This window comes from Paenibacillus sp. 1001270B_150601_E10 (assembly GCF_015558675.1).
GTDB lineage: Bacteria > Bacillota > Bacilli > Paenibacillales > Paenibacillaceae > Paenibacillus_B.
The window spans coordinates 40,579-65,539 of sequence record NZ_JADMOL010000003.1; the positions used below are offsets into that span (position 1 = coordinate 40,579).

Here is a 24,961-nt window from a genome sequence, read left to right on the forward strand (position 1 = left end):
ACGCTTCATCGTCTCTTCCGCCGTTACGAAGTGAGAAGCCGGGAAGATGGCAACATGATCACGCTCGCCAATGATCTCACCCGTAAGGACATCAATTTCCGTAATGCGCTCAATCTCATCGCCAAAGAGTTCAATACGTACGGCATGCTCACTCTTTGACGCCGGAAAGATCTCGACCACATCGCCGCGCACCCGGAAGGTGCCGCGAATAAAGTTCATATCATTCCGCTGGTACTGGATATCAACAAGTCGCGACAAGATGTCGTTGCGCGACTTCTCCATCCCTGTTCGCAGAGACATTACCAGGTTCCCGTACTCGATCGGCGAACCCAAACCGTAAATGCACGACACGCTCGCCACAATAATGACATCTCGACGCTCAAAAAGTGCTGACGTTGCGGAGTGACGAAGCTTATCGATCTCTTCGTTAATGCTGGAGTCCTTCTCGATATAGGTGTCAGAGGATGGGATATAAGCTTCCGGCTGGTAATAGTCGTAGTAACTGACGAAGTATTCAACCGCATTATTTGGGAAAAATTCCTTGAACTCACTGCACAGCTGAGCAGCGAGCGTCTTATTATGCGCAATCACTAGCGTTGGCTTATTCACCTTAGCAATCGTTTGAGCGATGGTGAAGGTCTTCCCCGTACCCGTAGCTCCAAGCAGCGTCTGATACCGCTTATTGTCCTGGATCCCTTGCACGAGCTCTGTTATCGCCTGCGGCTGATCGCCCTGGGGTGCAAACTCACTTACCAGCTCAAAGGGCTTCGAAGACATCTGAATATCTGTCATAGAAACTCGATCACCTCATCCTTCCATCATCACTTTTCTATACGTTAAAGCATCTATCTTCACATAGGCAGATTCAAAAGTCCCAGCCTAATACAGTTGGCATAGGACCATGTGCTCACCTGTTATGTTTATCCAATTCACTACCAAAAACATTCACCTATTCAAAGGCTTACCCGTTCTGAAACAAGCTAAACTTTAAAGGGAAATTACCCGATAAAAAGGACAGAAACACCTTTATTTATAGTTCAACCATTTAAGACATTCATGGATTAGAATCTTCAATAAATAAGAATGTTTGTTCCCGTTTTATTATACTCTCAACTCACGTTGGATGCAAATGGGAACATGCAAGGAAGAAGGAAATTTATTATGGATAAAACAACCGTAATTGGTATTGTCGTTGGACTCGTTGCCTTGATTGGCGGTTTCATTTGGGAAGGCGGCCATATTAGCGGTCTTTGGGAAGCTACCGCCGCTCTGATCGTATTTGGCGGTACCTTTGCAGCCGTCATCATCAGCTTCCCGATGAGCAGACTTAAGTGCATTCCTCAGGCGCTTCGCATGGCGTTTAGAGAGCAGCCGCGCGATCTGAATCGCTTGGTTGACGATCTTGTTGCCATGAGCCTTCAAGCAAGACGCGAAGGGGTTCTTGCCCTTGAGGCATCTGCCCAAAAGCATAGCCATCCGTTCCTTCGAGACGGCATGATGATGGTCGTGGATGGCACGGATCCAGAAGTTATTCAGCAGATGATGGACATGGAGATGGACAGCGTCGAGCAGAAGCATGATGGTTATGCCAAAATCTTTGAAGCTGCAGGCGGTTACGCACCAACCATGGGGATCATCGGTACGGTTATGGGATTGATTCACGTCCTCAGCAATCTAAACGATCCGTCCATGCTAGGACCTTCTATCGCGGTTGCTTTTACTGCAACCTTGTATGGAGTCGTTAGTGCAAACGTTCTTTACCTGCCCGTTGCCAGCAAGATCAGAAGCCGCAGTGCCCTTCAGATTCGTGAGATGGAGCTTGTTCAGCTTGGCATTCTCTCGATTCAGGCAGCGGATAATCCTAAGATCGTGCGCCGCAAGCTCTCCACCTTTATGCAAGGGGAAGATTCCTATGAATCCTTACGTGAAATCGCAGAGCCAAAGCGAGGGATGAACGTTGAAGTACAGAAGTAGAGCTTCCAGGAAGCGTTCAGGCACGCCTGAGCAGCACGATCGTTGGTTGATTACATACGCGGATCTGATTACGCTGTTAATGATTTTCTTTGTTGTGATGTACGCGATGAGCCAGGTTGATGCGACAAAGTACCAATCCCTTTCGGAGACGCTTCAGGTCTCCTTCAAGAGCAATCCGCAGCAGGGTGCGCTTTCAGGTGGGCCAAGCTTGCTGGAAGGCGGCTCAACTACAGACAATACCGGACAATTGGATCCTTCTGAAGGGGGTTCCGAACCGGATCAGACGGATCAAGGAGCTGTAGGTAAAGAGGGATCGGATTCTAACGGGCAATCGAATCAACAGGACAAAAGTGAAAATGATCTCTCTAACAAGGACAAAGCCGTTATGGTTGGGGAAATTACAGAAAAGGATCTTGCTTATCGCAAGCAGGAAGAGCAGCTGCAGCATGTCAAAAACATGGTACAAGCCTATATCGATGAAAACAAGCTGGAGAATGCCATTACAGTTATCGACAGTGAAAAAGGCATTGAGATTAGACTCAGCGACAGCCTGCTGTTTGCCCTTGGCCAATCGGAATTGACCGCTCAGGCTGAGCCTACCCTGTCGAAGCTCGCAAGTCTGTTCGAGAAGCTTGATACGACGATCAGCATAGAGGGGCATACCGATAATGTGCCGATGTCGCCTGGCAGCCGGTTCAAAGACAACTGGGCGCTGTCGGCAGAACGAGCCCTGTCCGTTCTTCGCTATTTTGTGAAGGAAGAGAGCTTGAAGCAAGAACAGTTCCAGATTGCAGGCTACGGGGAGACACGTCCTGTAGATACGAATGAAACAGCAGATGGACGTAAGAAAAATCGTCGTGTAGAAATCATTATCTTGCGTACGATTCAACCGATGTCCCAATAAGAAGAAATATGGATCTGCTCCAAGCCGCTCCATCGCGAATTTCTTTCTTTTTGATTTTATAGCGGAGTTATCTTTACACTCATCTACAAATGACGATTAACAGGTTAGTCAGCCCATGCTGGCTAACCTTTTTTATACGAGATAAACCAATTATCCAGAATACAAAACATCTCTATCAACACTCCGTTCTTGAGAATATTCAAAAATGGAGTTTTTCATTGACAAGCTTATTTTCACACATTTTATACACAAGGACCCGCAAGTTATGCACATTATTCACTGTTTTATCCCCATAATGTTAACAACTTGTCGACAATTTGAAGAATATTATTATTTTTTTCTATAAGTTATCCACAATTATGTTTTTCCAGCCTTTTTCCGATTATAAAAAAGAAACCTACCCACAGCCAATTCGAACGGTGATCCATTCATGATCCATACATATACATCATCGAAAAACCAGCTAACAAAAAAACAGCGCTCATCTCTAGTCGAAATGAACGCTATCTATCTGATTATGATCTCGTATTGAGTCTACCGCTTTAGGAGTCAGCTTCCGTTCGAACGCGATGCTCACCAGCAGCGTGCCGCTTCCATGGGGCCTTAAGCCATCTCCATGCAGATACCGGAACAACATCTGCTACGTAGGCTACGTCATCATCTGGGGCTAATAATACGCCTAGCTGATAGTGCTCATTATCATACAAGGCACGCTGTACAAACTTGACCTCTCCATTCAAATTGTATACTTCAAGCTTGTACATCGCGCTAGAGCTGAGCGCCTGATGAAGGTCTGCCTTGGTGCGCAGCGGACGCCCATTTATCTTCGTGATCCGTTCCCCAGCCTCGATTCCCATCTCTTCTGCTGGGCTGCCTGGAAGCACCGCTTGAACGCGAAGGCCTTCGCCACTATGCGTATACAAGGGGCTTCGATTCGATTCAAGCTGCCTGCTCCACCAGATCATCCATTCGTGGAGCCCGATTGAGACAATACCTGCAATGGCAACCAACGGAGACCACCAATTCGCAAGAAGAGACAGCGCAAGCAATGCAGCAGCATACATGAATAGTCTGGAGCTCGTCACATTGGCTTTCTCTTGCGGAAGATAAGCATAGGTGACCTCAGAGAACCCGATCATGACAGGGAACGCCATGAGCATCCAGCCAAGCTGCCACAAATCCCCATTTAACAAGGGCTGCCAAGGCAGCACTTCGCCTGCATATGTTGCAGAAGGCATAAAGATAAGCAATGGCACAGGCCACATCGTCTGCATGCGATAGCCGCCCATTACACTTCCTCGCTTGCTCTCCATAAAGAGCGGACTTGCAAAGGAGGCCGCCTGCTTGCGAACCAAAAAGGCCTCTGCAGCATGAAGTAATGCAATTAAGATGAGCAAGCCTGCAGGGTTGATGGCTCGCAGCTCCTGTACAACCGTCCCTATCACACCATTCGGTGTGAAATCAGGGAACCAGCCAAGGATAACATGAAGCAGAGCTACAATCCCCCCAGAGTAAGCCAGACAAAGCATTCGCACACGGAAGACAAGCAATAAAATACTGATTCCCCAGATCAGAAACACGACAGGCGGTGATAGGGCTACTCCCAGTCCAATGGCTGCAGCAGATACGAATACTCCGGCAACAAGCCCTCCTAGCCATGCTCTCCATGTTTGTTGAACCCAGCTATGCATTTTAACGGCAAAGAGTCTGCGTTCAAGCAGCATTTGCCGGCGATAGTGTATGGCAATCAAGATAATCGACAACCAGTAGAATGGCGACAGCAGTAACTGCAACAAAGCAAAGCCAACGCGAGATAACCATTCTAGAACGACATCCACTTTCTTCTCCCCTTTCCGTCAAAACCGATAGATCAACGATCACTCCTAAATCGCGAGTGAACCAATTTTTAGAAGACGCTAGTCACACTATACTTGAATTTCATCTACTCTCACTCATCATGCAGTTCTTAAGAACAACACGTTATCAGCGCAACGCAATCCGCTTAACACAATTATTCACTTCCCTGTGAATCGATTTCAGCAATGATACGGAAGGGCACACTCTCGTTGTTCGCCTGATATTACGTTCCGAGTGAGGATGCTTATAAATAGAAAAAGAAGGCCTGAAGCCGCGCAGGCTCCGACCTTCTTATTATTCGACACTTACGGATGAATTTCCTTCTGAATGGTCTGAATTGCCGCATTCAGCTGAGCATCATTCTTCTTGTCACGCATAACCTCAACAATCGCTTGCTCCAGCTTCTCCGCTGTTTTGCTGTCAACCTGTCCGGTTACCGAAAGCTGCTTCTCTTTCTGGAATGTCTTCACAGCTTGCTCCGTGCTTGCTGAGAAATAGCCATCCTTCCGATCAAGCTTATAGCCAAGCCCGCCTAGAATAACCTGCAGATTCTGAACATCCGTAGAGTTCATGTCCGCTTTAAGCAGCTTATCCTTTGCAATTGGAGCAGCGTTAAAGTAATCAGGCTGAGCCACCTTAACATCCGGCTCAATTCCTTTTTGATGGATCCAGTTGCCGTCTGGAGTCAGCCATTTAGCAATGGTAATCTTAATCAGGCTTCCGTCTTCTTGATCTGGGAAGCTTGTTTGTACGGTACCTTTGCCAAACGTATGCTCACCGACGATCTTCACATCTGCCGACTCCTGCAGCGCGCTTGCCATGATCTCAGAGGCGCTTGCGCTACCTTTGTTCGTCAATATGGCGATCGGATAAGGCTTCGGCTTATCGGTGCCCTTTGATTTATGCACTTCTGATGGACCATCCCGATACTCGACCTGCAGCAGCGGTTTGCCCTTTTGAATAAATGGAGAAGTCATCTTCTCTACAACATCCAAGACGCCGCCAGGATTGTTGCGCACATCGAGAATCAATCCCTTCATGCCTTTCTTCTCAAGGTCATCCAGAGCCGTCATAAAGTGTTCATACGTATTCTCAGAGAACTGGCGAATTTCGATGTAGCCGATCTTGCCGTCCAGCATCGTCGGGAACACCGTCTCTAGGTCTACCTTATCTCGTGTAATCTCGAAGGTCATGATCTGGTCGACACCTGGTCGCTTCACTTCGATCTTCACTTTGCTGCCGCGCGGCCCGCGGATCTTCTCTACCGCTTGATTAAGGGTCAAGCCTTCAAGAGATGCGCCATCCACCGTTAGCAAGACATCCTTCGGTTTCAAGCCAGCACGCTCTGCCGGAGTATCCTTGATTGGAGAAACGACTGTAACCTTCCCTTCCTCCATCGATACCTCTGCGCCGATTCCTGTAAAGCCGCCTTGCACGCTTACGTTGAAGTTTTCCGCTTCTTCACGCTGCATATAAGTAGAGTATGGATCGTCCAGCGCTGTAAATATCCCATTGATCGCTCCATTGATAAGCTTGTTGCGATCAACTTCTTTAAAGTACTTCTGTTCAATCACCTGAAGAACAGCGTTCACCTTCTGCTGCTCCTTCACGGTCAAGCTGCCACTAGCAGGTTGTCCACTGCTTGCAAAGATAGGCAAGTCCATAACTGCCATCGTAATCAAACTGCTGACAGCGATGGATGCACCTACGATAAGAGCGACGGTACGCCCTTTGAATGTCATACGATCACCGCCTTCGTGTCTCCATTAGCTGTTCCACGTATCCGTATGCGTTCGGCTAAAAATCTATAGAACCTTAGTAGTATATGCCAATAGTGGATTTTTTACCATGACAGGCTCATATAAATTTTGCTGGGACAAAATCTTCACGCCGACTGGCGAATCAACCTGCTTGGAATGCTTTCTCTCGTCACGATAAACGAAGAGAAAGGCTGGTCTTATTGCAGGTATGGTTCCGGATCGACGCGATCCCCATTCAAGCGAACCTCAAAATGCAAGTGATTGCCTGTCGAGCGGCCCGTTGAGCCTACTTCCGCAATCTTATCTCCCACTTGAACTTTATCCCCTTTTTGCACCTTGATCCCGCCATTACGGATATGTCCATACAAGGTCCACAGACCCTGTCCATGATCGATGATAACACAGTTGCCGTATCCGCTCCACCATTCCGCCAAGACGACAACCCCAGATTCTGCTGCATAAATAGACGTTCCACCCGGCGCAGCCATATCGATGCCGCTATGATACGCGCCCATCTTGCCCGTGATTGGATCCTGCCGCGTACCGAACAGGGAGGTAATGGTATACGAACTCTTCAACGGAACAGCCAGCTTGCCGCCCGTATAACCGTACACGGTATTGGAGCTGGAGCTTGAACTTCCGCTACTGCTGCCTTGGTTTGCCTGCTTCGCTTGCTCACGCTGGCGACGCTCCTCCTCAAGCTTGCGAAGACGAGTCTCTTCGGATACCTTCTGTTGCTCTAACTCAGCACGCTGCGACACAAGCGCAACGAGCAGTTCCTCTTGCTCCGCGCTAAGACCATGCGATTCCTCGATTTGTTGATTGAAGGAAGCGATCATGACTTCTTTTTCTTTTTCCTGCTTCATCAGATCCTGCTTGGTCTCTTCAAGCTTCGCGTAAAGTGTCCGCACACGCGTGAGGTCTGATTCGATCTGCTTTTTCTTTTCTAATACCAAAGCCTTGTCCCGCTTATGCTCAGCTACAAGCTCTTTATCGCGATTTGCGATCTGCTCGATAGAATCCAAACGATCTAAGAAGTCTGAAAAGCTGGTTGAACTTAAGAGCACTTCAATATAAGATACATTGCCGTCTGTATACATGAGCTGTACCCGTGCATCCAATAGCTCCTCGCGCTCTGCAATACGTTTATTGGCTGCTTCGAGCTGTCTGCCATTCTCTTCAAGATCGAATTCCGCCTGGTCGATTTCCGAGGATACCTTCGCCATCTCGTTCACTTTGACGTCGATCTGCTCTGTAATCTGATCCAGATCCTTTTGCGTCTTCGTCTTGTTCGCCGTTGCTACATCTGCTTGCTTCTCTGCTTGCTGCTGCTTCTTCTCTGCAGCGCGCATCTGCTGCTTTAGATCCTTTAGCTGATCATTGATCTTGCCAAGCTCAGAAGCATGCCCCGTTGAAGGAGCCGCAATACCAGTCAACAACATCGTACTGAGCACGAGTAACAGCCATTTTTTCTTCAACATTGGTACCTCCTCTTTCATCCAACCTAAACTTTAAGAAACTTGCGAATGGATATCGTACTTCCCCACATTCCGATCACAATGCCAAGCAGCATAAGCACCGTCGCGACGAGCCCCCACATCTCTTGCAGCGGAATCAGCTTGATAAAGGATAAATTCGAAGATGCGTAGTGAATGAGCTGATCATAGCTCAAGAACAATACACCGACACTGACTAGAGCTCCAATTAATCCGATCAGGAATCCTTCAATAAAGAACGGCCATCGAATAAAGGAATTGGTTGCGCCCACGAGCTTCATAATGCCGATCTCACGCTGACGCGCCATGATCGTAATCTTAATCGTATTTGAAATAAGGAACATCGCCGTTAAGGCAAGTCCTGCTACTAAGATAAGGCCAAAGTTGCGAATCATTTTCGTTACCTGGAACAGCTTCTCCACGCTGCCTTGACCGTACTTGACTTTCCAGACCGGCTTGGCTGCATTCGTCTCATTCAAGGCTTCAATCTTCTTCGCGACCATCCCTACGGTCTGTGGATCTTTCACTTCAACGGTGAAGGAATCTGGCAACGGATTCGTCTCATCGTTATAACCGCTAAGGATGTCTTTGCCATCCTCGCCCAAACTTTTCTCAAGGAGATCCATGCCTTCTTGCTTCGTCACGTAATCCACCTTGCTCACTTCTGCCATATTGCCAATATCCGTTCGGAGCAGCTCAATCTCATCTTGCGTCACATCCAATTGAAGGTACACGCGTATTTGAACCTTACTGTCCAATTCGCTAGTCATGGCATTCAAATTAAACGATAACAGAATAAAAACGCCCAGTATCAACAGGGATATAACGATGGAACTTATCGATGCAACGGACATCCAGCCATTGCGGAATACGCTTTTACCGCCTTCGCGAATATGTCGGGTCATGGTGTTAACTGTCATAGCCGTAATCCCCCCGAATCACATCTCGCACAATCTGTCCTTGCTCAATGGCAATAACGCGTCTACGAATCGTGTTTACGATGTCTTTGTTGTGGGTCGCCATCAAGATGGTCGTTCCCCGATAGTTGATCTCCTCAAGCAGCTTCATAATTTCCCATGAAGTATCCGGGTCAAGATTCCCCGTAGGCTCATCCGCTACGATTACCGTTGGATTATTCACGATCGCGCGCGCTATCGCCACACGCTGCTGCTCGCCACCAGAGAGCTGAGACGGCATGCTCATCAGCTTATGCTTAAGGCCAACCAGCTCCAGCACCTCAGGCACCCGACGCTTAATAATCTTCTTCGGCGCTTCAATCGCCTCCATGGCGAACGCTACATTTTCAAATACATTCAACTTCGGCAGCAAGCGGAAGTCTTGAAAGATAACCCCGATATTTCTTCTCACGAACGGGATCTTGCGGCGCTTCAGCTTGCCGATATTAAATCCATTCACAAAAATTTGTCCCTTTGTCGGAACTTCTTCTCTATAAATCATCTTCATAAATGTCGATTTGCCTGCACCCGACGGTCCAACGAGATAGACGAAATCGTCCTTCTCAATGCGCACCGAAATGCCGCGAATCGCATGGGAACCATCCTGATAGGTCTTCCACACGTCTTGCATTTCTATCAAAGCAATCACTTCCTAAAGTTAGAAATCAGCTTTTATATATTCGACACAGGGTACCAGATTCCTTTATTCCAACCGTATTTTCTACAGATTTTTTTACAATTTGTAACCTTTTGTTCGTTATTTCCCGGGAAAATGTCAGCACTTGACGCTCCTAGCCGACCTCTCCTTTTTCGACAGCAACCGCCTTCACGATTAGAAGAAGCAGGTTAGACACCGTTCTGGAAAGTTTGAACCGCAAGGCGCATATAGATGAAAGGGATGAGATTGCATGCAGCCTTATAGGAGATTAAGCTGCCCAAAGCATGTCCACTTTGACATATCAACGCAAACCATCTTCCATCACAATGTAGCATTGCGTCATAAAAATCGTTGAGGCAAAAAATGGGCTTGTCTGCATGTCCGTCTTTTGAAAAAAGGTTTGAGGAGTGACAGGAGGATATTGTCGTGAAGAAGCTGTATATCGGTCTAGCAGGAGTGTTCCTCTTGCTGTTAATCGCTGCTATCGTAGGGTGGAGCTCGCTGCAGCGCTACGCCAACTCTACCGCCATTCCCAATGAGGTAGAGCTCTCTTCGTGGTCTATTGGGGGTATGGACATTTCGGCTTTTGAAAAAGAGCTCACGCAACGCATCAAGGAACTGGAGCAAACTCCTGTAACCTTCACCTTTCCGAAAACGCAAGTAAGCCCCGTTTCTACAACCCTTGATAAGCTTGGCGTTTATTATCAGGCACAGCCTTTGCTAGAGGCCCTAAAGCAGCTTCAGGCGGGAAGCCTCTGGGATCGAATCGAGGCAAGGCGTTCCTTCAAAAAAGATTGGACCCTCAACTTCACATGGGATAATCAGGTGTGGAAGCAGCGCTTCCATGCACAGTGGGAAATTCAAACCTTCGGCAAGCCAGTCGATGCGACAAGAACCATTACGAAGGACGATAAAGTGACTTACACTCCAGATCAATCGGTATATCGTCTAGACCGAATACAGATGGAGCAGGTTATTCGTGTGGCCATTCCTTCCGAATGGCAAGAGGGCGACGCCTTAAATATTGAGGTGCCGCTCGTGAAGCAGGAGGCTGCTGTAACGGTGCAAAGCCTTAAGGATGAGGGCATTGACCGCAAAATCATCGAGATCTCCACCTACTTAAAGCCTGGCGATGCAGGGCGCATTCATAATGTGGTATCAGCGGCCAAAACGATCAATAATATGGTGCTGAAGCCAGGCGATATTTTTGATTATGAAAAAGTTATTGCAGAGACGGAGAAAGAGTATGGCTTTCAAGAAGCTCCTGTCATCTTTAACGGCAAGCTCGTTCCTGGGATCGGCGGCGGCATTTGCCAGGTATCCAGCACCCTTTACAATGCAGCGCTCCGCACCGGCCTTGAAGTCGTAGAGCGTCGCAACCATTCGCTCCCTGTAGCCTATCTCCCTATCGGGCTCGATGCTACTTTTTCAGAGGGATATATTAACTTCCGCTTTAAAAATACGACAGGCAAAAATCTGCTCATTCGAACCTCAGCCGAAAACAATCAGCTCATCATCAAGCTGTTCGGCACAATGGAAAAGAACGTAAGCTACAAGATGGAAACAAAGACCGTGCAGATCATCCAGCCAACCGTCAAATATGTGAAAAACGCCAGCCTGCCAGTCGGCTCACAAGAGACCATTCAAAAGGGGAAACAGGGTTACAAGGTCGAATCCTACCGTATTAAGTTAGTGGATGGAAAAGAAGTTTCCCGTGAGAAAATGTACGTGGATACCTACAAAGCGCAGCCTACCCTGATCGCCACGAACAGTGGAGGACAGAATCCTAGTTCGGAGAAGCCGTCTAATCCGGAGCCGATCCTTGAGGACGGCGTAAACGGACCTAATTTCTGATTCAAGTTCGGCATCCATGTAAGACATTATACAGGCCTTTCAAGGTTCAGCACGGTAGACCCCCCTTACACAAGAATCGATTGGAGTTTTATTTTCCTTATGAAAACGAAAGCGGGGCTGCTTCTAACGTCTTAACGACGTAGGAAGCAGCCCCTTCTGCTGTCGCAGCTCGCACGCGTAAGGCCTCTCTGGACACTCTTAACGCGAGTCTGCGATATGATTCAGCCAACTAACCCATTCAATGTATGATCTTGCAAAAGATCCAAACGCCCGTATATCTTTACCCTACTCCGTTTTCCTGCCAACTCGTCGTAACCCCCACTACAACCAGTCATGGGAGCAAGCCATCCTTGCAAGCAAGTCATGCTTACTCTCTCTGTCGGATCTCCATACAAGTCAAAAAGTCAAGACTGGCTTCAGGTTACGTCAATAGCCTGTATCTAAGGCTCACTTATATCGTAACAAGTGCCGGTTGGTGATTCTCCACCCATTGCTTCGTCACTTGAAGCGAGGCTTCCGCCCGTTGAATGGCTCCTTCTACCTGCGGAGCAGCAGTGCCGCCATATACATTGCGGGCATTCACAACCTGCTCTGGCTGGAGCACCTGGTAGATTGATTCGTCAAACAGCGGTGAGAACTGTTGGAACTCTTCCAGCGTTATATCCAGCAAATAAACACCGCGCTGAATGCAGTACAGCACCGTCTTGCCGATGACCTCGTGCGCTTGGCGGAACGGAAGTCCTTTGTTCACTAGGAAATCCGCAATGTCCGTCGCATTGGAGAAGTCTTGGCGAACCGCTTGACGCATGCGCTCCTTATTGACCTTCATCGTCGCGATCATAGGTGCGAACAAGCGAAGGGCTCCATCCAAGGTCGCTACGGTATCAAGCATCCCTTCTTTGTCCTCTTGCATATCCTTGTTATACGCAAGCGGAAGAGCCTTCAATACAGTCAACATGCCGACAAGATTGCCATACACGCGCCCTGTCTTCCCTCGAACAAGCTCTGCCACGTCCGGATTCTTCTTCTGCGGCATGATGCTTGATCCCGTGCAGAATGCATCATCCAGTTCAACGAACTGGAATTCGGTGCTGGACCATAGCACTAACTCCTCGCATAAGCGGGACAAGTGCATCATGATCAAGGAAGCGTTGGATAGGAACTCTACGATAAAGTCACGATCACTCACCGCATCCAAGCTGTTTTCATATACTCGCTCAAAGCCGAGCTGTTCCGCAACAAAGTGGCGATCGATCCGGAATGTCGTTCCCGCTAGCGCCCCTGCACCAAGCGGGAGTGTGTTGATGCGCTTATAGCTGTCTCTCAAGCGCTCGATATCCCGTTCAAACATAGCCACATAGGCCATGAGATGATGAGCAAAGAGGATCGGCTGTGCCCGTTGCAAATGCGTATAACCCGGAACAATTGTCTCCTTGTTCGCCTTCGCCTGCTCAATCAGCGCAGCCTGCAGCTTGCCTAGAAGCTCCACAAAGGAGATGACATGCTTCCGCAGGTAAAGATGCATATCGGTCGCTACCTGATCATTGCGGCTCCGTCCCGTATGGAGCTTGCCTCCGACTGGACCTACCAGCTCAATCAGCTTTTTCTCAATATTCATATGAATGTCTTCATCAGACACGGAATACTCCATGCTGCCCTGGCGGATAAGCTCCAGCACCTGCACCAAGCCCTGCTTGATCTTCTCGACATCCTCCAAAGGCAGAATGCCGCATTTGCCAAGCATCGTTACATGTGCGAGGCTTCCTTGAATATCTTCTTCCGCCAATTCTTTATCAAATGTAATGGAGGCGGTATACTGCTCCACTAGTTCGTCTGTCTGCTTCGTAAACCGCCCGCCCCATAGCTTGCTCACACGCGTGCCTCCTCATTGCTTCCCCTCATTCCAACATGATCTGACTTGCTGTACTACATATTGCACAAGCCAGCTTTCCATTTCTACATGAGGTGCGTCTTTTTCTAGCCAGCCTTTACCTATACGGATGCCGGCTCCTTCTTCGCTTCGATGCCATGCACCTCAGAGCCGTGAACGCCAGAAGCGACTTTCAAGCGCAGTGCATTCAGATGAATGAAGCCTGTCGCGTCGTTCTGATCGTAAGCTTGAGTAGGATCTGCTTCCATCGTTGCGATGTCTGGATTGTACAGGCTGACTGGACTTTGTACGCCTGCGCCCATTACATTGCCCTTGTACAGCTTCAGACGAACGGTGCCTGTGACATGCTTTTGGCTTTCTGCCACAAGAGCTTGCATCGCAAGACGCTCAGGTGCGAACCAGAAGCCATTATAGACGACACTGCTGTATCTAGGAATTAAGGAGTCGCGAAGATGCATCACTTCACGGTCCATCGTTAAAGATTCCATTTTGCGATGAGCGGTAAATAGAATTGTTCCGCCCGGTGTCTCATACACGCCGCGGCTCTTCATGCCGACAAAACGATTCTCAACCATGTCCACACGGCCGATGCCATGCTTGCCGCCAAGCTCGTTCAGCTTCTCCATCACCTGTAGCGGCGTCAACGCTTCGCCATTAATGGCCATACAATTTCCTTTTTCAAAGGCAAGCTCTACGTATTCCGCTGTATCTGGAGCATCCTCTGGATCGACGCTGAGCACATACATTCCCTTGTTTTCTGCTGCTGTTGCATCAAACCATGGATCTTCAAGCATGCCGCTCTCAAAGCTGATATGAAGGAGGTTGCGGTCCATCGAATAAGGCTTCGCTGCAGATGCCAGCACTGGAATTTGGTGCTTCTCAGCATACGCGATCATTTCTGCGCGACCTGGGAATTGATTGCGGAACTCCTCTGAACGCCAAGGCGCGATCACTTCGATCTCTGGCGCAAGTGCAGCTGCAGCCAATTCAAAGCGTACTTGGTCATTTCCTTTTCCGGTTGCGCCGTGAGCGATTGCGATTGCCCCTTCTGCGCGAGCGATCTCAACCATGCGCTTCGCGATCAACGGACGCGCGATGCTGGTACCGAGCAGGTATTGCCCCTCATAAAGAGCTCCCGCTTGGAACATCGGGTAAATGAAATCTTTCGCAAACTCATCGCGAAGATCGTCGATGTAGACTTTAGACGCGCCAGTTGCAAGTGCCTTTTCCTCTAGGCCGTCGAGTTCGTCCTTTTGGCCGATATCAGCTGTAAAGGTAATAATTTCCGCATCATAGGTTTCCTTCAGCCATTTTAGAATCACGGAAGTATCCAGGCCGCCTGAGTAGGCGAGCACGATCTTATTCTTTGCCATGTTGATTCCTCTCCTTCATCTCTTGCTTCTTCCATTCCGATTTATCGAATCCATGCCTTGCTAAATCATTCGGTACGTAAAATTGCATTGTCTTCTAATTTGGCATGAAAGATTATACGATTCAACTGCACCTATTAATTGCACATGGTCAAGGCCATGATCGCTTTTTGTGCGTGAAGGCGGTTCTCCGCTTGATCAAAAATAATCGAGTTGCTGCCGTCGATTACGCCTGCACTTACTTCCTCCCCACGGTGGGCCGGCAGGCAGTGCATAAAGAGATAGTCGCCCTTCGCATATTTCGCTAGCGCTTCGTTGACTTGATAGCTGTGGAAGGCCTTCTCGCGTTCCTTCTGCTCCTCTTCAAAGCCCATGCTCGCCCATACATCGGTATAAATCACATCGGCATCGGCCACCGCTTCCTTCGGATCATGCGTCAGTGTAATGGACGCTCCGTGCTGCTCGGCAAACTCCTTTGACTGCTTCGCCACCTCAGGATCCACTTCATAGCCTTCAGGCGTAGCAACCGCCACATGCATCCCAAACTTTGCTCCGCCCATCATCAAGGAGTGAGCCATATTGTTGCCGTCCCCGATGTAAGCCACTTTAAGCCCTTCAAGGCGTCCCTTCTTCTCAAGGACTGTCATATAATCCGCCAGCGCCTGGCAAGGGTGATTCAGATCCGACAAGCCGTTGATAACCGGCACCGTAGCTGCGCGAGCCAGATCAATAACGGTGCGGTGCGCATACGTACGAATCATTATACCGTCCACATAGCGTGAGAGAACTTGCGCCGTATCCTCAATGGTCTCGCCGCGGCCAATTTGAATATCGTTTTTGCTTAGGAACAAGGCCTGCCCGCCAAGCTGGTACATGCCAACCTCGAACGATACACGCGTACGCGTCGAGGATTTTTCGAAGATCATGCCTAGTGTCTTGCCCTTTAAAGGCTGTTCAGGCGTTCCTGCCTTCTGCTTTTCTTTCAAATCGCGAGCGACCTTCAGCAAGGTATAGAGCTCTTCTTGGGTATAATCCGCAAGGGCAATAAAGTCGCGTCCTCTAAGGTCAATTTGCGTTAATGTCATATCCCGCACCTCCGTCTATTCAAAGCAGGACCTGCCTGCTATCCATTCGCTTCGTTCTTCGTACTTGTTAAAGCCAATCAATTGTTCGCCGTTTTCTACCCCTTATACCGTTACCTCAGCAGACTCAAGCACGTGCACAAGGACTTCAATCGCCTCATCGATCTCTTCCTTCGTCACCTTTAGGTTTGGAAGCAAGCGGATAACGTTCGGTCCAGCCGTTACGAACAGCAATCCCACTGCTTGGGCTGCTGCAAGCATGCCTGCGACCGGTGCATGGCACTCTATGCCGATCAACAGCCCCAGTCCGCGAATCTCCTTCACGATGGACATCGCGCCGATCTTCGCATGAAGCTGCTGCACCAGATACTGTCCCATCTCATCTGCACGCTTAGCGAGCTCTTCCTCTTCATGGGCAAGCAGCGTACCGATGACCGCAGCCATCGCTAGCGGCGTACCGCCGAAGGTGGAACCATGGCTGCCTGGGCCAAAGGCTTCGCGAAGCTTCGCCTTTGCGAGCATGGCCCCAACAGGGAACCCGCTGCCAAGACCTTTCGCCGAAGTAATAATATCCGGCTCAAGTCCGTAATGCTCATGGGCAAACCATCGACCCGTACGGCCCATGCCCGTTTGCACCTCATCTACGATGAGCAAAAGGCCATGTTCCTCGCAGCACTGTGCGATAAGTTCGGCAAATGCTGGATCCAATAGATTCACGCCGCCCTCTGCTTGAATCATCTCAAGCATGATAGCGCCTGTGTTGTGATTAATCGCCTGAAGCAAAGCGTCCTTATCGTTAAAAGGAGCGTAGCGGAAGCCTTCTGGCAGAGGGGCAAAGCCATCCTTCACTTTATCCTGTCCAGTAGCCGTCAAGGTCGCCAACGTACGTCCATGGAAAGATTGCTGGAAGGTGATAATCTCCGTCCGTCCTGTTCCAGCAATCACATTCTGATAGCGTCGAGCTAGCTTAATCGCTGCTTCATTCGCTTCTGCACCACTGTTGCAGAAGAATACGGCATCAGCGCAGGAATGCTTGACAAGCAGCTTCGCTGCCTCTTCCTGCTGCGGAATATGAAACAAGTTCGATACATGCCACAGCGTATCCAGCTGTTCTACAAGACGATCTCTAACCTGCTTCGGCGCATGACCGAGGTTCGTCACAGCAAGGCCGCTCATAAAGTCGAGATAGCACTTGCCGTTGGCGTCCCACAGTCGACTGCCTTCTCCTTTTACAAGCGCGATTGGATATCTTGCGTACGTAGGAAACAACGCACTGTCGGTCCCTTGACCGCTGACATTGGAAGCTGTCATTCTGAATCCCCCCAAACCTTTTCTATGAATCTATCGATATCGTTGATCCAACGAATCACTGATGATCATGATGTTTAAACGCCTACCGTCTCGTTATGGCTAACGACAATCCGCGTGCCAAGCTCTTCACCTGCAACCAGTCGCCTTAGCACATCAGGCTCTGTGCCTTTGGCTATAACTACCTCTGTCACGCCGCCCTCCAAGCACTTCATGGCTGCGCGCACCTTAGGAATCATCCCTCCGTAGATGTCGCCAGAGACGATCATCTCTTCGATCTCTTGTATCGTGACAACAGGCAGAAGGGTAAGCTTCCCATCAACAGGCTTCATAATGCCCGCTACGTCTGTAATGACAACCAAGCGATCTGCGCCGAGATGAGCGGCAACGGCTCCTGCAGCTGTATCTGCGTTGATGTTATAGCGCTGAGCATTATCATCTATGCCTATGGGCGCAATAACTGGAATATAGCCCATCTCCATAACGCCTTGAATCAAGGCAGCGTCAACCTGCGTTACATCTCCGACAAAGCCAACTTGATCCGCTTCTGCAACTGGCTTGGCTTGAATCAAGCGGCCATCGGTGCCGGACAAACCTAGGGCCGAAGCGCCAACACGGTTCAATCGCCTTACAATCTGCTTGTTCATGCTGCCTGCCAGCACCATTTCCACTACATCCAGCACATCTTCACTTGTCTTGCGCAGACCGTTGACGAACTCGGTCTCAATGCCAAGCTTGCCTAATGTATCGGATATTGCCGGCCCCCCGCCATGAACGATCACTGGTACCAAGGCTGCTTGCTGTACATCACGCAATTGCTCATAGAAAGAATCGGGAAGATCGGCTAAGGTGCTTCCCCCACACTTCATCACAAAGCTCTGTTTCAGTTGGCTCACCATCTCTTCTCTCCCATTCTTCAGCTTTACGTGCGATAAGCGGCGTTGATACGCACATAGTCATAGGTGAGGTCGCAGCCCCAAGCTACGGCCTGGCCTTCTCCCATATGAAGATCGATTGTAAACACGATCTTGTCTTGACGCAGATACTCTAGCGCTTCATCTTCATCAAATCCAACCGGCGTCGACTGCTCCAGCACAATAATAGGGCCTAAATAGATATCCACCTTATCCGTCTCTACGGCTTCACCGGAATATCCTACAGCAGCGATGACGCGTCCCCAGTTCGCATCTGCACCGAATACAGCAGACTTTACAAGGCTTGAGCCGACGACGGACTTGGCAATCTTGCTCGCAGATTCATTACTGGAAGCTCCAAGCACCTTCACTTCTATCAGCTTCGTCGCGCCTTCGCCGTCTCTCGCGATTGCTTGTGCCAATACCTCGCACACATGGTGGAAGCCTGCTTCAAAGGCCTTCCACGCTTCATGCTCCTCATGAAGCCCTTCATTATTGGCTAAGCCGTTTGCCATGACCAGCAGCATATCGTTGGTGCTGGTATCTCCATCAACAGTAATCATATTGAACGTCTTGTTGGTCGTTTGCTTCAGCAATTGGTCCAACGAGGGCTGATGTATCGCCGCATCTGTTGTTACAAAGGCAAGCATCGTAGCCATGTTCGGATGGATCATGCCTGAGCCTTTCGCTGATCCTGCAATCGTTACGGGCACACCCTTTACATCCACGACCACGCAAATTTCCTTTTTCACTAAATCGGTTGTCAGTATCGCCTGGCTGAACTGCTCCGCTCCATCACGATCAGTCGTCAGCTGCTGAGGCAAAGCGGCAATGCCCTTTTCCACGCAATCCATCTTTAACTGTTCCCCAATTACGCCCGTGGAAGCTACCGCAACCAAATGCGGCTCAAGTCCAAGCTTCTCCGCAAATGCATCCCTCATCCGATAAGCATTTCCTTCCCCCTGCTTGCCCGTGCAGGCATTCGCATTGCCGCTGTTCACAATAACCGCTTGCAGCAGCTGAGCTGCGCTTAGGCTGTCTCGGGTTACGCTAAGCGGAGCCGCTTGGAAAGCATTTGTTGTATATACAGCCGCCGCTGCCGCTGGTACCTCGCTCACGATAGCGCCCATGTCATTCCGATCCGTCTTCTTCAAGCCGCAATGGAGTCCAGATGCTTGATATCCCTTTGGCGTAGTAACAGAGCCATCAATAATTTGATATAAAGAACCCGCTATAGCGTCTGTCTGCTCTTGTTCCGCCGCTACTTTTATACTCATGCATGCTCACGCTTCTTTCTTCTATAAATGTCAGGCTTGCGCCTTATCGATTAAGGATATACGGGGGAGAATAAAAGCCCTGTGGACTCTTCCCAGCCCATCATAAGGTTCAGGTTCTGGACGGCCTGCCCAGCCGCACCCTTCATCACATTGTCGATAACGGATAGGATCGTCACGCGATTCGTACGCTCATCCACGGAAAAGCCGATATCACAATAGTTGGATGCATATACTTCCTTCGTTGCAGGGTACGTGCCTGCTTGTCGGATTCGCACAAAGCGTCTGCCAGCGTACTGCTCTTGATACAACTTCACCAGATCCTGATTCGTTACCGATTGGTTAAGCTTCGCGTACATCGTGCACATGATCCCTCTTGTCATTGGTACGAGATGCGGTGTGAAGGTGACGGTTACTGGCTGACCATATACATCGCTCAGTACCTGTTCGATCTCCGGCGTATGCTGATGGACATTGACCTTATAGGCCTTAAAGTTTTCATTCAGCTCTGAATAATGAACGCCAAGATTCACGCCTCGCCCTGAACCGGATACGCCGGACTTCGCGTCGATAATGATCGATTCTGAGTCTATAAGTCCCGCCTTTAAGATCGGGGCCATGCCGAGAAGCGCTGCCGTTGCATAGCAGCCTGGGTTGGATATCATGCTTTGATCCTTTACCTGTTCGCCATACCATTCGCATAAGCCGTACACGGCATGCTGAAGAACCGCTTCATCCACCGGGTCATGCTTATACCACTTCACGTAATCGTCTGCCTTCTTCAAGCGGAAGTCACCTGACAGATCAATAACCTTCAAGCCCTCCTTGAGCAGCTCAGGAACGAGCTTTGCGCTTACGCCGGAAGGGGTGGCTGTAAATACAACATTCGCCTTATCCGCGATTTCCTTCGGATCTACTCCATCCAGCGTGTCGCATACGATCTCATTCAAATGAGGATATCCAGCAGCAATGGGCTCACCCGCACTGGAAGCTGAGATGACAGAAGTAATCTCCACTTGAGGGTGCTGCAACAATATTCGAATTAACTCCACTCCGCCGTATCCCGTCGATCCTACTATGGCAACTTTCAAGCTTGCTCCTGTCATCTCTGGTCTCCCCCTCTATCCATTTGCGCCTTCTCAGAGCGCTTTTTCTTATCCGTGCTATAGGCAGATTGGAATCCCTGCCCAACAAATATGTATCATTATACGTCTGAATAAATATAAATACAATAGATTTCCTAAAAAAACCCTACAATTATCAAAAAAATATTGATAAATCACGGATTCATTCCTTTTTGCCTCATACATTTATGCATTCATTCATGCATGTTTTTCAATGATCTAGCATCAGCAGTGATCGGCTACCCTTAGTGAGCTAACCACTTTGCCCGTCGATGCCCTTTTCAGAACAGGCCATACAAAATAAGACTTGATCATACAACTTCTTGCTGCTTACACCATGATATGATATTTTTCTGTAATAACCTGCATAGTTGTCCTATACTGGTTATACATGAGAAAAAGGAGTGTATCGTAAATGGAATCACCGATTCGGATTGGAATTGTAGGTTATGGGAATTTGGGTAGAGGCGTTGAATATGCGATTCGCCAAAATCAAGATATGGAGCTCGTAGCCGTGTTTACACGCCGCGACCCAAGCACCGTGCAAGCAAGCGTACCCGCTGTCGATATTCGTGAAGCACACAGCTACAAGGATCGCATTGATGTTATGATCCTGTGCGGCGGTTCTGCAACCGACCTTCCTGAACAAGGACCTCAAATTGCTGAGTTGTTCCATACTGTAGATAGCTTTGATACCCATGCTCGTATTCCAGAGTACTTTGACAGTGTTAATCACGTTGCAGAGAAAAGCGGAAACATCGCAGTTATCTCAACAGGATGGGACCCAGGCTTGTTCTCTTTGAATCGCTTGTTGTTCCAATCGATTCTTCCAGAAGGCAATGAATATACATTCTGGGGCCGCGGCGTAAGCCAGGGTCACTCTGATGCGATTCGCCGCATCGAAGGTGTGAAAGCTGGCGTGCAGTACACGATTCCTTCCGAGGAAGCTGTTGCTCAAGTGCGCCGTGGAGACAACCCTTCGCTGACAACAAGAGACAAGCATCTTCGTGAGTGCTTCGTAGTAGCAGAAGAAGGGGCGGATACCGCTCGCATTGAGGAAGAAATCAAGACGATGCCAAACTATTTCGCTGATTACAACACCATCGTTCACTTTATTTCCGAAGAAGAGCTTCGCCATAATCACAGCGAGATGCCGCACGGCGGCTTGGTATTCCGCAGTGGTGTAACAGGCGAAGGCACAAAACAAATTATGGAGTTCGGCTTGAACTTGGGCAGCAACCCTGAATTCACTTCGAGCGTACTGGTTGCTTATGCCCGCGCTGCCTTCCGTTTGGCGAAGAACGGTGAAAAAGGAGCCCGCACGGTATTTGACATCCCATTTGGTCTTCTCTCTCCAAAATCTGCATCTGAGCTTCGCAAAGAGCTTCTGTAAGTGTTAAAGTCATCACATAAAAATAGAGAAGCCCCCAGAACCACGACAATGTGGCCTGAGGGCTTCTTTTTTTACACAATACCTACTTGAGGTTCCAGATGTATGTCGACCGCTTCCGTTCTCTTCTTCGAATGATGATGTACGCGATCAAGATAAAGCATAACGCTCCGCTTGTATCGAGTACGACATCTGCAATGCGTCCTGTTCGGTTCACAACGAACGACTGATGCCACTCATCCGATGCTGCATACAAAAACGTACACAGCAGTGCAGCAATGCTCGCAGGCTCAAGCAGCGTATACTTGCGCCATGCTCGAAGGAACAGCAAGCCGAGCACACCGAAGGTTGCAAAGTGAGCTCCCTTTCGAATCCAGAATTCCAGGAAGGCATAAATGCCATCATCTGTGCTTACAAGCTGTCTTCCATAGTAAAACTCCATAGAAGGAAACCAGCTCAAGCTTTCCTCAGACAACATCCCTTCCAGCGCAGGCTTAACATCCTGTTCATTTGCAGGTTGTGATGAAGAATAAAAAATAACTCCACATAGGATCACAACTGGCAGCCAAGCTATTAATGCGCGTTTCCACCAGGGTGAACGATACATTTGACTCTCTCCTCTTTGTTGAAGACACATAGTAAGGTGCTAAAAACAACATTATAACAGATGATCATCTTTTCAGCGGCGTCAACGATCACTATGAATAGAAGACGAGTAGAATAATCTCTCTCCTTCTCCTGACGTTCGTTATCTCTTCCTATAGCTATCGTTTCGAAAAGGAATGGTTAGCTTTACGAGTGGTGCATCTTAAAGCCTTCACCCAGCACTTCGTTCGTCTCGCTGATGATCATGAACGCTTGCGGATCGACGGTTTTTACGAGTGTCTTCAGCTTCACAATCTCGGTTTGCCCCACCACGACCATCAGCACAGTGCGGCTGTCCCCTGTATAACCACCTTCAGCATGAAGCTTCGTCAACCCGCGATCCAGATCATGCAGAACCGCTTCCATCACAGCTTCTGTCTTATCCGAAATGATATAGGCAAGCTTCGTATAGCCAAAGCCCATTTGAACGACATCAATCGTCTTTGTCATAACGAACAAACCGATCAAAGCGTACATTGCCCCTTCAAAGGACAGAAAGATGCCTGCCAACAAAATAATGACTCCGTCACAGAAGGCAACGGCCAGCGGCAAGCTAACGCCTAGAAAGACATGTACAAGCTGCGCCGTAATCGCATTACCGCCTGTAGAGCCACGGCCACGGAACACGATCCCCAAGCCAAGGCCCAGCAGGATTCCGCCAAAAATGGCTGCCAACAGATGATTGTCAGTCGCAGCAGGCAGCTTCGACGTTAAATATACAAACGTTGGCAAGGCCACTGAGCCGACGAAAGTCCGAACGCCGTATTGCTTGCCAAGCAGCAGCACGCCAATAATAAACAATGGAATGTTGAATGCGTACTGCGTAATCGCAGGGTTCCATCCAAGGGTCTCCTGCAAAATAATTGAAAGCCCGGAGATCCCGCCGGAAGCGATCTTGTTTGGAAGCATAAACAAATTAAACGATAATGACATGAAGAAAGCTCCCAGCAAAATCAAGGCATAATCCACAACCGTCCTCATTGGATGATTAGGGGGAACAAGCGGACCGCGGCGCGGCTTTTTCGTATTCGAATACGTAACCATAACTTCTCTCCTTTTTTGTACTCCCATTAAATCAAATACCAACTGTTTTCCTCCGATGACTTGCAACCAATCCGAACGATCCTTATGTATGGTCATTGTTGCGAATAAGTAGTGTGTAGGTCATGGTTCGTATAAAAAGTCCATGGCTATCCTTGAATCGTCCCTAGTATGTGCGAGGGGTCATGCCTGCATTCACAAATCCACTCTGTTCAGGTACAGCGATCAAGCACAGAAAAAAACCTGCCCCGACAACGTCGGAGGCAGGTTCATTCAAGGATACACCGTATTTATTGTTCCGAGTTAGATTGAATGCGGCTGCGCAAGTAAGCCTCAATGAATGCATCGAGATCGCCGTCCATGACAGCGCCGACGTTGCCTGTTTCCACCTGCGTGCGGTGGTCTTTTACCATGCTGTAAGGATGGAAGACGTAGGAGCGGATTTGGCTGCCCCATGCGATATCCATCTGCTCACCGCGGATCTCGGCCAGCTGCTTCTCATGCTCTTGAATCTTAAGTTCAACGAGCTTGGAACGAAGCAAGGTCATCGCACGCTCGCGGTTCTTGATCTGAGAGCGCTCAGTCTGACAGGTCACGACGACTCCAGTAGGGATATGCGTAATACGCACCGCGGAATCCGTCGTATTGATGTGCTGTCCACCCGCGCCGCTCGCGCGATACGTGTCGATCTTAAGATCCTCGGTACGAATCTCGACCGCTGCATCCTCCGTAATTTCCGGTACCACATCACAGGATACGAAGGAGGTATGGCGGCGTCCAGAAGCATCAAATGGCGAGATGCGCACCAAGCGATGAACCCCTTTTTCCGCCTTCAAATAACCGTATGCATTAAAGCCTTTGATCAAAAGGGTTACGCTCTTAATACCCGCTTCATCTCCAGGAAGGAAGTCCAGCACTTCGACCTTGAAGCCGCGCTTCTCAGCCCAGCGTGTATACATGCGATACAGCATTTGGCCCCAATCTTGGGACTCTGTGCCGCCTGCACCTGGATGCAGCTCCAAAATGGCGTTATAACGGTCATAGGGCTCGCTAAGCATCAGCTGCAGTTCAAACTTCCCAACCTTCTCATGCAGTAAGACTACGCTTTGCTCGATCTCGGCTGCAAGACTCTCATCCTGCTCCTCTTCGGCAAGCTCGATCATCATCTGGATGTCCTCTTCTTCCTGCTGCAGAGCCTGGTATTGGTCCACAATCCCTTTTACCCCGTTCAACTCGGTAATAATCGATTGCGCCTTCTCATTATCGTCCCAGAAGTCCGGTGCGGCCATCTTCTCTTCAAAGTTCGCGATCTGCTCTTGCTTCAGATCTAAGTCAAAGAGACCCCCTAAGGTTTATTAGTTTCGCTGCAACATCTCGCAGCTGGTGGCGAACGTTAGCTTCAATCATGTATCATTCTCCTCACTATTCAAAAAGTCTATCTGCTGTGCCTGTACGGTTATCCT

Annotated in this window: 20 protein-coding genes; 4 read left to right on the plus strand and 16 right to left on the minus strand. The window is 49.0% G+C overall.

Going from position 1 to position 24,961, the window contains the following annotated elements:
* A partial coding sequence (locus tag I2H74_RS24565; protein ID WP_229106528.1) for a DEAD/DEAH box helicase family protein occupies window positions 1-792 on the minus strand: 792 nt, incomplete at its 3' end.
* A 369-nt stretch (window positions 793-1,161) separates the two neighbouring features.
* Here I2H74_RS24565 and I2H74_RS08920 point away from each other — a divergent pair.
* The gene (locus I2H74_RS08920; RefSeq protein WP_195573545.1) at window positions 1,162-1,974 is read left to right on the plus strand and encodes a flagellar motor protein; all 813 of its coding nucleotides are present in this window, start codon (window positions 1,162-1,164) and stop codon (window positions 1,972-1,974) included.
* Window positions 1,958-2,878 (plus strand): OmpA/MotB family protein, encoded by a 921-nt coding sequence (locus I2H74_RS08925; protein WP_195573547.1) that lies wholly within the window; start codon window positions 1,958-1,960, stop codon window positions 2,876-2,878. The genes I2H74_RS08920 and I2H74_RS08925 overlap by 17 nt, the downstream gene beginning before the upstream one ends.
* A 542-nt stretch (window positions 2,879-3,420) precedes the next feature.
* On the opposite strand, the gene I2H74_RS08930 is transcribed toward I2H74_RS08925, so the two are convergent.
* The 5 genes from I2H74_RS08930 to ftsE all read right to left on the minus strand — a co-directional run bounded on the left by I2H74_RS08930 (window position 3,421) and on the right by ftsE (window position 9,587).
* Window positions 3,421-4,716: a PDZ domain-containing protein gene (locus I2H74_RS08930; RefSeq protein ID WP_324254034.1), complete on the minus strand. Its 1,296-nt coding sequence runs from the start codon at window positions 4,714-4,716 to the stop codon at window positions 3,421-3,423.
* 324 nt (window positions 4,717-5,040) lie between these two features.
* Window positions 5,041-6,477 (minus strand): S41 family peptidase, encoded by a 1,437-nt coding sequence (locus I2H74_RS08935; protein ID WP_195573549.1) that lies wholly within the window; start codon window positions 6,475-6,477, stop codon window positions 5,041-5,043.
* A 215-nt stretch (window positions 6,478-6,692) separates the two neighbouring features.
* Window positions 6,693-7,976, minus strand: coding sequence for a murein hydrolase activator EnvC family protein (locus I2H74_RS08940; RefSeq protein ID WP_195573551.1), 1,284 nt, complete (start codon window positions 7,974-7,976; stop codon window positions 6,693-6,695).
* Between the two features lie 23 nt (window positions 7,977-7,999).
* The gene (gene ftsX, locus I2H74_RS08945; RefSeq protein ID WP_195573553.1) at window positions 8,000-8,911 is read right to left on the minus strand and encodes a permease-like cell division protein FtsX; all 912 of its coding nucleotides are present in this window, start codon (window positions 8,909-8,911) and stop codon (window positions 8,000-8,002) included.
* The gene (gene ftsE / locus I2H74_RS08950) at window positions 8,901-9,587 is read right to left on the minus strand and encodes a cell division ATP-binding protein FtsE (RefSeq protein WP_195573555.1); all 687 of its coding nucleotides are present in this window, start codon (window positions 9,585-9,587) and stop codon (window positions 8,901-8,903) included. The genes ftsX and ftsE overlap by 11 nt, the downstream gene beginning before the upstream one ends.
* A 444-nt stretch (window positions 9,588-10,031) precedes the next feature.
* Between ftsE and I2H74_RS08955 the strand changes: the two genes are divergently transcribed.
* Window positions 10,032-11,459: a VanW family protein gene (locus I2H74_RS08955; protein WP_195573557.1), complete on the plus strand. Its 1,428-nt coding sequence runs from the start codon at window positions 10,032-10,034 to the stop codon at window positions 11,457-11,459.
* Between the two features lie 451 nt (window positions 11,460-11,910).
* Here I2H74_RS08955 and argH read toward each other — a convergent pair whose 3' ends face one another.
* The 7 genes from argH to argC all read right to left on the minus strand — a co-directional run bounded on the left by argH (window position 11,911) and on the right by argC (window position 20,404).
* A complete protein-coding gene (gene argH, locus I2H74_RS08960) occupies window positions 11,911-13,332 on the minus strand; it encodes an argininosuccinate lyase (protein ID WP_195573559.1) in 1,422 nt (473 codons plus the stop codon).
* Between the two features lie 119 nt (window positions 13,333-13,451).
* Window positions 13,452-14,723: an argininosuccinate synthase gene (locus tag I2H74_RS08965; protein ID WP_195573561.1), complete on the minus strand. Its 1,272-nt coding sequence runs from the start codon at window positions 14,721-14,723 to the stop codon at window positions 13,452-13,454.
* Window positions 14,724-14,857: 134 nt separating this feature from the next.
* Window positions 14,858-15,805 (minus strand): ornithine carbamoyltransferase, encoded by a 948-nt coding sequence (argF, locus tag I2H74_RS08970; RefSeq protein WP_195573563.1) that lies wholly within the window; start codon window positions 15,803-15,805, stop codon window positions 14,858-14,860.
* Between the two features lie 102 nt (window positions 15,806-15,907).
* Window positions 15,908-17,113, minus strand: coding sequence for an acetylornithine transaminase (locus I2H74_RS08975; RefSeq protein WP_195573565.1), 1,206 nt, complete (start codon window positions 17,111-17,113; stop codon window positions 15,908-15,910).
* 74 nt (window positions 17,114-17,187) lie between these two features.
* Window positions 17,188-18,009 carry an acetylglutamate kinase gene (argB, locus tag I2H74_RS08980; RefSeq protein WP_195573567.1) on the minus strand — a complete coding sequence of 274 codons (822 nt, stop codon included), beginning with the start codon at window positions 18,007-18,009 and terminating at the stop codon, window positions 17,188-17,190.
* Window positions 18,010-18,032: 23 nt separating this feature from the next.
* The gene (gene argJ, locus I2H74_RS08985) at window positions 18,033-19,301 is read right to left on the minus strand and encodes a bifunctional ornithine acetyltransferase/N-acetylglutamate synthase (protein WP_195573569.1); all 1,269 of its coding nucleotides are present in this window, start codon (window positions 19,299-19,301) and stop codon (window positions 18,033-18,035) included.
* Between the two features lie 50 nt (window positions 19,302-19,351).
* Window positions 19,352-20,404: an N-acetyl-gamma-glutamyl-phosphate reductase gene (gene argC / locus I2H74_RS08990; protein WP_229106529.1), complete on the minus strand. Its 1,053-nt coding sequence runs from the start codon at window positions 20,402-20,404 to the stop codon at window positions 19,352-19,354.
* 433 nt (window positions 20,405-20,837) lie between these two features.
* Here argC and I2H74_RS08995 point away from each other — a divergent pair, with 433 nt between their 5' ends.
* Complete coding sequence (locus tag I2H74_RS08995) at window positions 20,838-21,815, plus strand: diaminopimelate dehydrogenase (RefSeq protein ID WP_195573571.1); 978 nt, start codon at window positions 20,838-20,840, stop codon at window positions 21,813-21,815.
* Between the two features lie 82 nt (window positions 21,816-21,897).
* On the opposite strand, the gene I2H74_RS09000 is transcribed toward I2H74_RS08995, so the two are convergent.
* The 3 genes from I2H74_RS09000 to prfB all read right to left on the minus strand — a co-directional run bounded on the left by I2H74_RS09000 (window position 21,898) and on the right by prfB (window position 24,905).
* Window positions 21,898-22,419 carry a VanZ family protein gene (locus I2H74_RS09000; protein ID WP_195573573.1) on the minus strand — a complete coding sequence of 174 codons (522 nt, stop codon included), beginning with the start codon at window positions 22,417-22,419 and terminating at the stop codon, window positions 21,898-21,900.
* A gap of 185 nt (window positions 22,420-22,604) precedes the next feature.
* A complete protein-coding gene (locus I2H74_RS09005) occupies window positions 22,605-23,501 on the minus strand; it encodes a YitT family protein (protein WP_229106530.1) in 897 nt (298 codons plus the stop codon).
* 287 nt (window positions 23,502-23,788) lie between these two features.
* Window positions 23,789-24,905 (minus strand): peptide chain release factor 2 gene (gene prfB / locus I2H74_RS09010; RefSeq protein ID WP_195573575.1). Its coding sequence is split into 2 segments (ribosomal slippage): window positions 23,789-24,832 and window positions 24,834-24,905, totalling 1,116 coding nucleotides; the frame shifts between segments, so codons are not numbered across the junction.
* Window positions 24,906-24,961: the final 56 nt, after the last annotated feature.

Bases quoted from the DNA above. Each gene is read 5' to 3' on its own strand.
- I2H74_RS08920 (WP_195573545.1), top strand. From the start codon at position 1,162: ATGGATAAAACAACCGTAATTGGTATTGTCGTTGGACTCGTTGCCTTG.
- I2H74_RS08935 (WP_195573549.1), bottom strand. From the start codon at position 6,477: ATGACATTCAAAGGGCGTACCGTCGCTCTTATCGTAGGTGCATCCATC.
- I2H74_RS08940 (WP_195573551.1), bottom strand. From the start codon at position 7,976: ATGTTGAAGAAAAAATGGCTGTTACTCGTGCTCAGTACGATGTTGTTG.
- ftsX (WP_195573553.1), bottom strand. From the start codon at position 8,911: ATGACAGTTAACACCATGACCCGACATATTCGCGAAGGCGGTAAAAGC.
- I2H74_RS08965 (WP_195573561.1), bottom strand. From the start codon at position 14,723: ATGGCAAAGAATAAGATCGTGCTCGCCTACTCAGGCGGCCTGGATACT.
- argF (WP_195573563.1), bottom strand. From the start codon at position 15,805: ATGACATTAACGCAAATTGACCTTAGAGGACGCGACTTTATTGCCCTT.
- I2H74_RS08975 (WP_195573565.1), bottom strand. From the start codon at position 17,113: ATGACAGCTTCCAATGTCAGCGGTCAAGGGACCGACAGTGCGTTGTTT.
- argB (WP_195573567.1), bottom strand. From the start codon at position 18,009: ATGGTGAGCCAACTGAAACAGAGCTTTGTGATGAAGTGTGGGGGAAGC.
- argJ (WP_195573569.1), bottom strand. From the start codon at position 19,301: ATGAGTATAAAAGTAGCGGCGGAACAAGAGCAGACAGACGCTATAGCG.
- argC (WP_229106529.1), bottom strand. From the start codon at position 20,404: ATGACAGGAGCAAGCTTGAAAGTTGCCATAGTAGGATCGACGGGATAC.
- I2H74_RS08995 (WP_195573571.1), top strand. From the start codon at position 20,838: ATGGAATCACCGATTCGGATTGGAATTGTAGGTTATGGGAATTTGGGT.
- I2H74_RS09000 (WP_195573573.1), bottom strand. From the start codon at position 22,419: ATGTATCGTTCACCCTGGTGGAAACGCGCATTAATAGCTTGGCTGCCA.
- I2H74_RS09005 (WP_229106530.1), bottom strand. From the start codon at position 23,501: ATGGTTACGTATTCGAATACGAAAAAGCCGCGCCGCGGTCCGCTTGTT.